This window comes from Eleftheria terrae (assembly GCF_030419005.1).
Lineage (GTDB): Bacteria > Pseudomonadota > Gammaproteobacteria > Burkholderiales > Burkholderiaceae_C > Caldimonas > Caldimonas terrae.
Window position 1 is genome coordinate 463,776 of record NZ_CP106951.1, and the last position, 11,875, is coordinate 475,650.

Consider the following 11,875-nt stretch of genomic DNA (forward strand, 5'->3'; position numbering starts at 1 on the left):
ATGCTGCAGCTGAACCAACTGCATGCCTTCTACGGCAAGAGCCATATCCTGCACGGCGTGACATTGCAGGTCCAGCCCGGCGAGATCGTCAGCCTGCTGGGGCGCAACGGCTCCGGCCGCTCCACCACCGTGAAGGCAATCATGGGCCTGGTGAACGGGCAGGGCTCGGTGCGCTTCAAGGGCCAGGAGCTGCTGGGGCGGCCGGCCTTCGACATCGCGCACCAGGGCATTGGCTACGTGCCCGAGAACCGCGACATCTTTCCTCGCCTGACGGTGCACCAGAACCTGCTGCTCGGCCAAAAGCGCCGCGGCGGTGGCGGCCGCTGGAGCTTTGACGACATGTACCGGCTCTTTCCGCGGCTGAAGGAGCGGCAGCACACCGAGGCCGGCGTGCTCTCGGGCGGCGAGCAGCAGATGCTGACGCTGTGCCGCACGCTGATGGGCGACCCCGACTTGATCATGATCGACGAACCCACCGAGGGCCTGGCGCCCAAGATCGTCGAACTGGTGGCCGCCTACCTGAAGGAGCTGGAGCGACGCGGCGTCAGCGTGCTGCTGGTGGAGCAGAAACTCACCATCGCGCTCGAAATCTCGCAGCGGTGCTACGTGATGGGGCATGGCCGCATCGTGTTCGAAGGCACACCAGCGGAGCTGCGCGGCCATGCGTCCGTGCGCAAGGAGTGGCTCGAGGTGTGAGGCGCGGGCCTGCCGGGGCCGCCGCGTGCGTGCTGCGGCGCCTTGTGCCCGGCCCTGGCGCCGCCCGTCCTGCCCCGTTCCACCGCCTTCCCACCGATCGGCCACAATCGATTTGTCACGCCGGCGACAACACGCCGGCGTGAGTGCTTCTTAGAATCGAACGAGCGTTCTATTTTTAGACGGGAGCCTACGGATGAGTGCCAGTTATGAGCGCCACGGCGACGTGGCCGTGATTACCCTGAACAACCCACCGGTCAACGGCCTGGGCTACGACACCCGCAAGGGCCTCACCGACGGCATTGCCCGGGCGGAGGACGATGCCGAGGTTCGCGCCATCGTCATCACCGGTGCCGGCCGGGCCTTCTCGGGCGGGGCCGACATCCGCGAGTTCGGCTCGCCCAAGGCCTTGCAGGAACCCAACCTGCTGAGCGTCATCGGGCGTGTGGAGAACAGCGCCAAGCCGGTGGTGGCGGCGATCCACTCGGTGTGCATGGGTGGCGGGCTGGAGCTGGCGCTCGGCTGCCACTACCGCGTGGCGGCGCCCGGCACCCAGGTGGCGCTGCCCGAGGTCAAGCTGGGCCTGGTGCCCGGGGCCGGCGGCACGCAGCGCCTGCCGCGTGCGATCGGCGTCGAGACCGCGCTGAACATGATCGTCAGCGGCGAGCCGGTGAAGAGCGAGCTGCTGGCGGCCGCGCCGGGGCAGAAGCTGTTCGACCGCATCATCGACGGCGAGCTGCTGCCGGCGGCCATCGCGTTCGCCCGCGAGGTGGCCGATGTGCGGCCGCTGCCGCTGGTGCGCCACCTGAAGGCCGAGCATGCCAACCCGGACGGCTACTTCCAGTTCGCCCGCAACACGGTGGGCGCGGTGGCCAAGAACTTCCCGGCGCCGGCCAAGTGCGTGGACTGCGTCGAGGCGGCGGTGCAGAAGAAGTTCGATGACGGCATGCTCTTCGAGCGCGAGCAGTTCGCGGCGCTGATGATGACGCCCGAGTCCAAGGCCCTGCGCCATGCCTTCTTCGCCGAGCGCGCCGCCAGCAAGATCCCCGACGTGCCGGAAGACACGGCCGTGCGGCCGATCGCCAAGGTGGCCGTCATCGGCGCCGGCACCATGGGCGGCGGCATCTCGATGAACTTCCTCAACGCCGGCATCCCGGTCACCATCATCGAGATGAAGCAGGAGGCGCTGGACCGCGGCATCGGCGTCATCCGCAAGAACTACGAAGCGCAGGTGAAGAAGGGCAAGCTCAAGCAGGACAAGTACGAGCAGCGCATGGCGCTGCTGAGCACCACGCTCAGCTATGACGACATCAAGGACGCCGACCTGGTGATCGAGGCGGTGTTCGAGGACCTGGGCGTCAAGGAACAGGTCTTCAAAACGCTGGACGAGGTGATGAAGCCGGGCGCGATCCTGGCCTCCAACACTTCCACGCTGGACGTCAACAAGATCGCTGGCTTCACCCGCCGGCCCGAGGACGTGGTCGGCATGCACTTCTTCAGCCCGGCCAACGTGATGAAGCTGCTGGAGGTGATCCGTGGCGAGAAGACCGCCAAGGACGTACTGGCCACCGTGATGCAGCTGGCCAAGAAGATCAAGAAGACGGCAGTGGTCTCCGGGGTCTGCGACGGCTTCATCGGCAACCGCATGCTGGAGCAGTACTCGCGCCAGGCCGGCTTCCTGCTGGAGGAAGGCGCCACGCCCGAGCAGGTGGACAAGGCAGCCGAGCGCTTCGGCTTCGCGATGGGCCCCTTCCGCGTCGGCGACCTGGCCGGCAACGACGTGGGCTGGTACATCCGCAAGCGCCGCTACCAGGAGAAGCCGCACATGCGCTACAGCAAGACGGCCGACCTGCTGTGCGAGATGGGCCGCTTCGGCCAGAAGACGGGCGCCGGCTGGTATGACTACAAGCCGGGCAAGCGCGACCCGATCCCGTCGCCGCTGGTCAACGAGATGATCGAGAAGCACCGTGCCGAACTGGGCCTGCAGGCCCGCCGCATCAGCGACGACGAAATCGTCGGCCGCCTGGTGTATGCGCTGGTCAATGAAGGCGCCAAGATCCTGGAGGAAGGCATCGCCCAGCGGGCCTCCGACATCGACATGGTCTACCTGACGGGCTACGGCTTCCCGCTCTTCCGTGGCGGCCCGATGTGCTATGCCGACACCGTCGGCCTGTTCAACGTGGTGCAGGCGATGAAGCGCTTCCAGAAGAACCCGCACGACGACGCGCAGTTCTGGGAACCGGCGCCGCTGCTCGCCCGGCTGGCCGAAGAAGGCAAGACCTTCAGCTGAGCCGGCGCCGCCCACGGAGACTGCCATGACCCGAAAATTCCTAGGAGTTGCTCCATGACCGACGCTGTCATCGTATCCACTGCCCGCACCCCGCTTGCCAAGTCGTGGAAGGGCGCGTTCAACATGACCCACGGCGCCACGCTGGGCGGCCATGTCGTGAAGGCCGCCGTCGAGCGCGCCGGCATCGACGGCGCGGAGGTCGACGACGTGCTGATGGGCTGCGCCACGCCCGAAGGCGCCACCGGCGGCAACATCGCCCGCCAGATCGCACTGCGGGCCGGCCTGCCGGTGAGCGTCGGCGGCGTCACCATCAACCGCTTCTGCTCCAGCGGGCTGCAGACGATCGCGATGGCGGCCCAGCGCATCATCGCGGGCGAAGGCGACGTCTATGTCGCCGGCGGCGTCGAGAGCATCTCCTGCGTGCAGAACGAGGCCAACACCCACATGTACCGCGAGGGCTGGCTGATGGAGCACAAGCCCGAGATCTACTGGAGCATGCTGCAGACCGCCGAGCAGGTCGCCAAGCGCTACCAGATCCCGCGCGAGCGCATGGACCAGTACGGCGCCGCCAGCCAGCAGAAGGCCTGTGCCGCCCAGGAGGCCGGCAAGTTCAATGACGAGATGGTGCCGATCACCGTCACCGCCGGCGTGGCCGACCCGGTCATGGGCATGCGCACCAAGCAAGTCACCGTGACACAGGACGAGGGCCTGCGGCCCGGCACCACCTACGAGGCGGTGGCCGGCATCCGCACGGCGCTGCCGGGCGGCGTGATCGCGGCGGGCAATGCCAGCCAGTTCTCCGATGGTGCCGGCGCCTGCGTGGTGATGAACGCGCAGCTGGCCGAGCAGAAGGGGCTCAAGCCACTGGGCCGCTTTCTGGGCTTTGCGGTGGCCGGCTGCGAGCCGGACGAAATGGGCATCGGCCCGGTCTTCGCGGTGCCCAAGGTGCTCAAGCGCCTGGGCCTGCAGGTCTCGGACATCGACCTGTGGGAGCTGAACGAGGCCTTCGCGGTGCAGGTGCTGTACTGCGCCGACACGCTGGGCATTCCGATGGACCGGCTCAATGTCAACGGCGGCGCCATCGCGGTGGGCCATCCCTACGGCGTGAGCGGCCAGCGCCTGGTCGGCCATGCGCTGATCGAAGGCAAGCGGCGCGGCGCCAAGCGGGTCTGCGTCACGATGTGCATCGGCGGCGGCATGGGCGCGGCCGGCGTGTTCGAGGTGCTCTGACCGCCTGGCGGCCCACGGCACCGACCGTGTGCCGCCCGGCATGGCGCCGGACTGGCCACATGGCCATCGCCGGCGCACTTGCCGCGGCCGCCGGCCTTTCATCTTCCTGCCCGGAACCCTGCGATGCGTCCTACCCTCGACTTCCTGCTCAACGACTGGCTGAACATTGGTGCGCTGACGGCGCGGCCGCGCTTTGCCGAGCACACTGGCGAGACCTTCGCCTCGGTGCTCGACACCTGCGAGCGCATCGCGCGCGAGAAGTTCGCACCTTTCAACCGGCTGTCCGACACCGAGGAGCCGCACTTCGACGGCGAGCGGGTCCAGCTGCCGCGCGCCACCCACGAGGCGTTGCGGGCCTACGTGGACTCCGGCATGCTGGCCGCCGCGCAGGACTTCGAGCAGGGCGGCATGCAGCTGCCCTGCGTGGTGGAGATGGCGGCCAACAGCTTCTTCTCGATGGCCAGCGTGGCGTTGGGCGGCTACGCGATGCTGACCAACGGCAACGCCAACCTGCTGATGGCCCACGGCACGCCGGCCCAGAAGGAGGTGTTTGCCCGCAATGAGTTCGCCGGCCACTGGTTCGGCACCATGTGCCTGAGCGAGCCGCAGGCCGGCTCCAGCCTGTCGGACGTGGCCACCCGGGCCGAGCCCGACGGCGCCGACTTCGAAGCCGACCCGCTCGGCCCGCGCTTCCGGCTCAAGGGCCACAAGATGTGGATCTCCGGCGGCGAGCACGAGATCACCGAGAACATCGTGCACCTGGTGCTGGCCAAGATCCCCGGGCCCGACGGCCGGCTGGTGCCCGGTGTCAAGGGCATCTCGCTGTTCGTGGTGCCCAAGCACCTGGTGGACCGCGAAGGCCGGCTCACCGGTGAGCGCAACGATGTGGTGCTGGCCGGCCTGAACCACAAGTGCGGCTACCGCGGTACCACCAACACCTTGCTGAACTTCGGCGAGGGGCGCTTCCCGGTGCGCGGGCAGGCCGGCGCCGTCGGCTACCTGGTGGGCCGGCCCGGGCAGGGCCTGGCCTGCATGTTCCACATGATGAACGAGGCGCGCATCGGCGTGGGCCTGGGCGCGACGATGCTGGGCTATGCCGGCTACCTGGCCTCGCTCGACTATGCCCGCCAGCGGCCGCAGGGCCGCCCCGTGGGCCCCGGTGGCAAGGACGCCAGCCAGCCGCAGGTGCCCATCATCCAGCATGCCGACGTCAAGCGCATGCTGCTGGCGCAGAAGGCGTACTGCGAAGGCGCGCTGGCGCTGGCGCTGTACTGCGCACGGCTGGTCGACGAGCAGGCCACCGGCACGCCGGAGGCGGCCGCCGAAGCCGGTTTGCTGCTGGAGGTGCTGACCCCCATCGCCAAGAGCTGGCCCAGCGAATGGTGCCTGGAGGCCAACAGCCTGGCCATCCAGGTGCATGGCGGCTATGGCTACACCCGCGACTTCCCGGTGGAGCAGTACTGGCGCGACAACCGGCTGAACATGATCCACGAGGGCGCCCACGGCATCCAGGCGCTGGACCTGCTGGGCCGCAAGGTGGTGATGGACGGTGGCAAGGGCCTGCTGCTGCTGGCGCAGAAGGTCAACGCGACGATCGAGCGGGCCTTGCAGGCCGGCCCGCTGGCCGAGCCGGCCACCGCCCTGGCGCGCGCGCTGGCGCGTGTCGGCCAGACCACCAAGGCCGCCTGGGCCACCGGCGACCCGCAGGAAGCCCTGGCCAATGCCACGCCTTACCTGCAGGCCTTCGGCCACCTGGTGCTGGCCTGGGTGTGGCTGGAGGTGGCGCTGTGTGCCAGGCAGGCGCTGGAGCAGGGCGGCGAGGCCGACTTCCTGCAAGGCAAGCTGGCAGCGGCGCGCTATTTCTTCCGCTATGAGCTGCCGCGCATCGATGCCTGGCTGGCGGTGGTCGAGAGCCGCGACGCGACCTGCCGGGAGATGCAGGACGCCTGGTTCTGAACCGGGTACGCTGCAGCCTTCGCTGTCTCCTTCTTGAGTACCGACATGAACACTCGCAAGCTCGAAACCTGGACCTGGGTGCTGATCTACGGTGGGCTGCTGCTGCTGTGCCTGGGCGTCTTCGTGGCGCGCCGCGAAGAGGCGCTCGGCCAGGGAATTATGCTGGGCGGTGCGGCGGGCGCGGCAGTCGGCTTCGTGCTGATCTACGTGCGCTCGCGCATGCCGTCATCGGAGAAGCAGGGATGATCAAGCACATCGTCATGTGGCAGCTCAACGATGCCGCCGACGCACCCAAGTTCAAGGAATTGCTGGACAGCTGCAAGAGCCTGGTGCCCGGCATGGTCGAGTTCGAAGTCGGCATCCGCACCAAGCGGCTGGAAGCCAGCCACGACGTGGTGCTGGTGTCGACCTTCACCGACAAGGCCGCGCTCGACGCCTACCAGGAGCATCCGCACCACAAGGCGGTCGGCGCCCAGCTCGGGCGGCTGCGCCTGTCGCGCGCGGTGCTCGACTACGTGACCGGCCCGCCTGCCGCCGACGTGGACCTGGCCGACGACCTGTCGTTCGCGCCCACCGCGCCCGCGCGGCTTTGACGGCGGCCACTGCGGTGGCCGGGTACATCGATCACTGTGGCGCGCGGCAGGCGCCGTGCGCAGGGCGGCTGCCGCCCGCGTTTTTCCTCAACCTCAACGAGTGTCCGTATGAGCGTGAATTCCCTCTTTGACCTGAGCGGCCGCACGGCCTTGATCACCGGCGGCTCGCGCGGCCTGGGCCTGCAGATCGCGGAAGCGCTCGGCGAGGCTGGCGCCAAGCTGATGCTCAGTTCGCGCAAGGCGCAGGACCTGGAGGAGGCGATGGCCCACCTGCAGGACCGCGGCATCGACGCCCGCTGGGTGGCAGCCGACGCCAGCAAGGATGAAGATGTGCAGCGCCTGGCCGACGAGACGCTGCAGCGGCTCGGCCCGGTCGACATCCTCGTCAACAACGCCGGCGCCACCTGGGGCGCACCGGCCGAGGACCACCCGGTGGAAGCCTGGGACAAGGTGATGGACCTCAACATCCGCGCCATCTTCCTGCTGACCCAGGCGGTGGCCAAGCGCAGCATGATCCCGCGCCGGCACGGCCGGGTCATCAATGTCGCCTCCATCGCCGGGCTGGGCGGCAACCCGTCCTTCATGAACACCATCGCCTACAACACCAGCAAGGGCGCGGTCATCAACTTCACGCGGGCACTGGCCTGCGAGTGGGGCCGCTACGGCATCACGGTCAACGCGCTGGCGCCGGGCATGTTCCCGAGCAAGATGACCCGTGGCACGCTGGAGAAGGTGGGCGCGGAGAACCTGGCGCGCCATGCGCCGCTGCAGCGCATCGGCGATGACGAGGACCTGAAGGGCGCGGCCCTGCTGTTCGCCTCGCAGGCCGGCAAGCACATCACCGGCCAGGTGCTGGCGGTGGACGGCGGCGTCAGTGCCCTGGTGGGCGGTTGACGCCAGGGCGGGCGACGTGCAGTTTCCGGTCCACATTCCCTTCGTCGAGGCCCTGGGCTTCGAGCTGCTGCGCATGGACGACGGCGAGGCCGAACTGGCCCTGGCCTTGCAGCGTGAGCATTGCAACTCCTTCCTGGTGGCGCACGGCGGTGTCAGCATGACGCTGCTCGACGTGGCGATGGCGCATGCCGCGCGCAGCATCAACCGCGACCGGCCCGACTTCGGGCCCGGCGTGGTGACCATCGAGATGAAGACCACTTTCATGCGGCCCGGCGAAGGGCAGCTGCGGGCCGTCGGGCGGCTGCTGCACCACACTGCGACGCTGGCCTTCTGCGAAGGCGAGATCCTGAACGGCGCCGGCGAGCGGATCGCGCATGCGACCGGCACCTTCAAGTACGTGCGGGCGCTTGCCGCCGGCAAGCGCGATGTCAAACCCCTGCAGCGCCGCCTGGACGGCGCTGGTTCCGACTGAACAAGGAGCGAGTCATGGCCGAGACGATCAACCGCCAGATCCTGCTGGTATCGCGCCCCGAGGGCGAGCCGAGTGCCGCCAACTTCAAGCTGGTGGAAACGCCGCTGCCCGCGCTGCGCGAGGGCCAGGTGCTGGTGCGCAACCACTACCTCTCGCTCGATCCCTACATGCGCGGGCGCATGAGTGAAGGCAAGAGCTACGCCGAGCCGCAGCCGCTGAACCAGGTGATGATCGGCGGCACGGTGGGCGAGGTGGTCGACTCCCGCAGCGAGCAGTTCCGCCCCGGCGACAAGGTGGTCGGCATGGGCGGCTGGCAGGAGTACGCGGTGGTCGATGCCGGCCAGCGCGGCCTGCTGCGCAAGGTGGACACCACCCATGTGCCGCTGTCGGCCTACCTCGGTGCGGTGGGCATGCCGGGCGTCACGGCCTGGTACGGGCTGGTGCGCATCATCGACCCACAGGCCGGCCAGACCATCGTGGTCAGCTCCGCCAGCGGCGCGGTGGGTGGCGCGGTGGGGCAACTGGCCAAGGCCCGTGGCTGCCGCGCCATCGGCATCGCCGGCGGCGAGGAGAAATGCCGCTATGTGCAGGAGGAACTGGGCTTCGACGCCTGCATCGACTACAAGCAGCACAAGGATGCGGCCGCGCTGGCCGCGGCGCTGCGCGCAGCCGCGCCGGACGGCATCCACGGCCATTTCGAGAACGTGGGCGGCCAGGTGCTGGACGCCGTGCTGTCGGAGATCAAGCCGCATGGCCGCATTGCGGTGTGCGGGATGATCTCCGGCTACAACGGCGAGCCCATCCCGATGAAGAACCCGCAGCTCATCCTGACGCAGCGGCTGAAGCTGCAGGGCTTCATCGTCGGCGAGCACATGCAGGATTGGCCGGAGGCGCTGAAGGAGCTGGGCAGCCTGGTGGCCGCCGGCAAGCTCAAGTACCGCGAGAGCGTGGCCGACGGCCTGGCGCAGGCGCCCGAGGCCTTCCTGGGGCTGCTCAAGGGCCGCAATTTCGGCAAGCAGCTGGTCAAGCTGGTCTGAAGCCGGGCACCGGGGAGGGCCAACCCATGTCCACCGCCGCTTTCGACACCACCCACGAGGTGTTCAACCAGAGCAGCCCCTTGTGTGGCTACAACCTCTACGCCAGCCACCGCCCGCTGCGCGACGCGCTGGCCTTCCACCTGCCCGGGCATGACGACAGCCGGCTGCAGGCGCTGGGTGAGACGCTGGGCCGGCCCGAGATGCAGGCCCATGCTCGCCTGGCCAACCTGCACGGGCCGCAGCTGCACAGCCACGACCGCTGGGGCCGGCGGATCGACCAGGTGGAGTTCCACCCGAGCTACCACGAGCTGATGGCCACTGCGGTGCGCTACGGCCTCCATGGCACGCCGTGGACCCGGGGCCCCGGCGCGCACATTGAGCGGGCGGCCGCCTTCATGCTCTTCACCGAGCTGGAGCCCTCGGTGCTGTGCCCCATCTCGATGACCTATGCGGTGGCACCCGCGCTGCGCGGCAACCCGGCGCTGGTGGCCGACTGGTTTGCCAAGCTGGGCAGCACCGAGTACGACCCCCGCTTCCTGCCGGTGGCCGACAAGCGCGGCGCCACGATGGGCATGGGCATGACCGAGAAGCAGGGCGGCTCGGACGTGCGGGCCAACACCACGCAGGCCCGCTTCGAGGAAGACACCCCCTGGGGCCGGCGCTATGCGCTGGTGGGGCACAAGTGGTTCTTCTCGGCACCGATGTGCGATGCCTTCCTGGTGCTGGCGCAGGCGCCGGCGGGCCTGAGCTGCTTCTTCCTGCCCCGGCTGCTGCCGGACGGCAGCCTCAACGCGCTGCGCATCCAGCGCCTGAAGGACAAGCTCGGCAACAAGGCCAACGCCAGCTCCGAGGTCGAGTTCCAGGGCGCCTCGGCCTGGCTGGTGGGCGAGGAAGGGCGCGGCGTGCCGCAGATCCTGGAGATGGGCAGCCTGACGCGGCTGGATTGCGCGCTCGGCACCAGCGGCCTGATGCGCCAGGCGCTGGCCCTGGCCCTGCACCACACCGCCGAGCGGCAGGCTTTCGGCAAGCCACTGATCGAGCAGCCGGTGATGCGCAACGTGCTGGCCGACCTGGCGCTGGAAAGCGAGGCCGCCCTGGCGCTGAGCCTGCGCCTGGCCCGCGCGGTGGACCGGCAGGACGATCCCTTCGAAGCCCAGATGCGCCGCCTGCTGACGCCGGTGGCCAAGTACTGGGTCTGCAAGCGTGGCAGCGCCTTCGCCCAGGAGGCGATGGAATGCCTGGGCGGCAACGGCTACGTGGAGGAGGGCGGCGAAGGCGTGATGGCACGCATCTACCGCGAGATGCCGCTCAACTCCATCTGGGAAGGCGCGGGCAACGTGATGGCGCTGGACCTGTTGCGCGCGTTGAAGAAGCGCAGCGGCGACGCCGCGCACGACGTGGTGGCGGCGCTGGATGCCGAGCTGCGCCCGGTGGCCGGTGCCGACCGGCGGCTCGACGCGCTGGCCGCCTCGCTGCTGTCGCGCATCGACGCAGGCGTGCCGGAAAGCGAGGCGCGCCGGCTCGCGCAGGACGTCGCGCTCGCGCTGCAGGCCGCGCTGCTGCGCCAGCACTCCGCCGATGCCGTGTTCGAGGCCTTCTGCACCTCGCGCCTGGGCGCTGGCGCCCCGGCGGCCTTCGGCACCCTGCCGGCCGGGGTGGACGTGGACGGCATCGTCGGCCGCGCCATGCCGCACTGAACCCGCACAACCCGTTTTTTGCGCCGGCCCGGCGCCTACCCGGAACCCCATGCAAGACCTCATCCTTCATCACTACGCCAGCTCGCCGTTCTCGGAGAAGATCCGCCTCATCCTCGCGCACAAGCGGCTGGCCTGGCAGTCGGTGGTGGTGCCGGCCGTCATGCCGAAGCCGGATGTCATGGCCCTGACCGGTGGCTACCGGCGCACGCCCTTCCTTCAGGTCGGCGCCGACATCTATTGCGACACCACGCTGATCGTGGATGTGCTCGAAGCGCGCCAGCCCACCCCCAGCCTGTTCCCCACCGATGCCTCCGGCCGCCCCACCGAGGGCGCGGCCCGGCTGCAAGCCGACTGGGCCGACCGGCAGCTGTTCTGGACCGCCATCGCCTACGCCTTCCAGCCGGCGGGCATCGCCGCCCTGTTCGACGGCGCGCCGCCCGCGGTGGTGCAGGCCTTCACCGAAGACCGCGGCAAGATGCGCAGCAACGCCCCCCGGCTGCCGGTGGCGGTCGCCGCTGCGCAGCTGCGCAGCGCGCTGGGCTGGCTGGAGCAGCAACTGCAGGCGCAGGACTTTCTGCTCGGCGCGGCGCCCACCCTGGCCGATTTCTCGACCTACCACCCGCTGTGGTTTGTGCTGCGGCTCAAGCCGATCGCGGGCGTCTTCGACGACACGCCCCGCGTGCGGCGCTGGCTCGACCGCATGGCCGCGCTGGGCCTGGACGCCGAGGCGCCGCTGCACCGCAGCGCGGCCGAAGCGATCGAGATCGCTGCCACCAGCGAGCCGCTGCCGGTGCAGCAGCCCCAGGTGGTGGGACTGCGTGGCATGGCGCTGGGCCAGCGGGTGACCGTGACGCCGACCGACTACGCCCTCGACCCGGTGGAAGGCGAGTTGCTGCAGGCCGATGCCCAGCGGTTCAGCGTGCGGCGCACGGATCCCCGCGCCGGCACCGTTCACGTTCATTTCCCCCGCATCGGCTTCGAGGCGAAAGCCGTCGCCGCATGACATCTTCCAT

Annotated in this window: 10 protein-coding genes and 1 pseudogene; all 11 read left to right on the forward strand. The window is 69.4% G+C overall.

What is annotated here, in order from left to right; translation table 11 throughout:
• The 11 genes and pseudogenes from N7L95_RS02400 to N7L95_RS02450 all read left to right on the forward strand — a co-directional run bounded on the left by N7L95_RS02400 (position 1) and on the right by N7L95_RS02450 (position 11,865).
• Complete coding sequence (locus tag N7L95_RS02400; protein ID WP_301258213.1) at positions 1-696, forward strand: ABC transporter ATP-binding protein; 696 nt, start codon at positions 1-3, stop codon at positions 694-696.
• Between the two features lie 193 nt (positions 697-889).
• Entirely contained in the window at positions 890-2,983 is a 2,094-nt protein-coding gene (locus tag N7L95_RS02405) for a 3-hydroxyacyl-CoA dehydrogenase NAD-binding domain-containing protein (RefSeq protein WP_301258214.1), read from the forward strand.
• A gap of 54 nt (positions 2,984-3,037) precedes the next feature.
• A complete protein-coding gene (locus N7L95_RS02410; protein WP_301258215.1) occupies positions 3,038-4,213 on the forward strand; it encodes an acetyl-CoA C-acyltransferase in 1,176 nt (391 codons plus the stop codon).
• A gap of 123 nt (positions 4,214-4,336) precedes the next feature.
• Entirely contained in the window at positions 4,337-6,169 is a 1,833-nt protein-coding gene (locus N7L95_RS02415; protein WP_301258216.1) for an acyl-CoA dehydrogenase, read from the forward strand.
• Positions 6,170-6,214: 45 nt separating this feature from the next.
• Positions 6,215-6,415 carry a hypothetical protein gene (locus N7L95_RS02420; RefSeq protein WP_301258217.1) on the forward strand — a complete coding sequence of 67 codons (201 nt, stop codon included), beginning with the start codon at positions 6,215-6,217 and terminating at the stop codon, positions 6,413-6,415.
• A pseudogene (locus N7L95_RS02425) lies at positions 6,412-6,687 on the forward strand (Dabb family protein); the annotation flags it as partial. The gene N7L95_RS02420 and the pseudogene N7L95_RS02425, both read left to right, overlap by 4 nt.
• Positions 6,688-6,870: 183 nt before the next feature.
• Positions 6,871-7,656 carry an SDR family oxidoreductase gene (locus N7L95_RS02430; protein ID WP_301258219.1) on the forward strand — a complete coding sequence of 262 codons (786 nt, stop codon included), beginning with the start codon at positions 6,871-6,873 and terminating at the stop codon, positions 7,654-7,656.
• A 16-nt stretch (positions 7,657-7,672) separates the two neighbouring features.
• Entirely contained in the window at positions 7,673-8,128 is a 456-nt protein-coding gene (locus N7L95_RS02435) for a PaaI family thioesterase (RefSeq protein ID WP_301258220.1), read from the forward strand.
• A 14-nt stretch (positions 8,129-8,142) separates the two neighbouring features.
• Entirely contained in the window at positions 8,143-9,165 is a 1,023-nt protein-coding gene (locus tag N7L95_RS02440; RefSeq protein ID WP_301258221.1) for an NADP-dependent oxidoreductase, read from the forward strand.
• 26 nt (positions 9,166-9,191) lie between these two features.
• On the forward strand, positions 9,192-10,862 hold the full coding sequence (locus N7L95_RS02445; RefSeq protein ID WP_301258222.1) for an isovaleryl-CoA dehydrogenase: 1,671 nt from the start codon (positions 9,192-9,194) through the stop codon (positions 10,860-10,862).
• Between the two features lie 49 nt (positions 10,863-10,911).
• Positions 10,912-11,865 (forward strand): glutathione S-transferase family protein, encoded by a 954-nt coding sequence (locus N7L95_RS02450; protein ID WP_301258223.1) that lies wholly within the window; start codon positions 10,912-10,914, stop codon positions 11,863-11,865.
• The last annotated feature ends 10 nt before the right edge of the window (positions 11,866-11,875 follow it).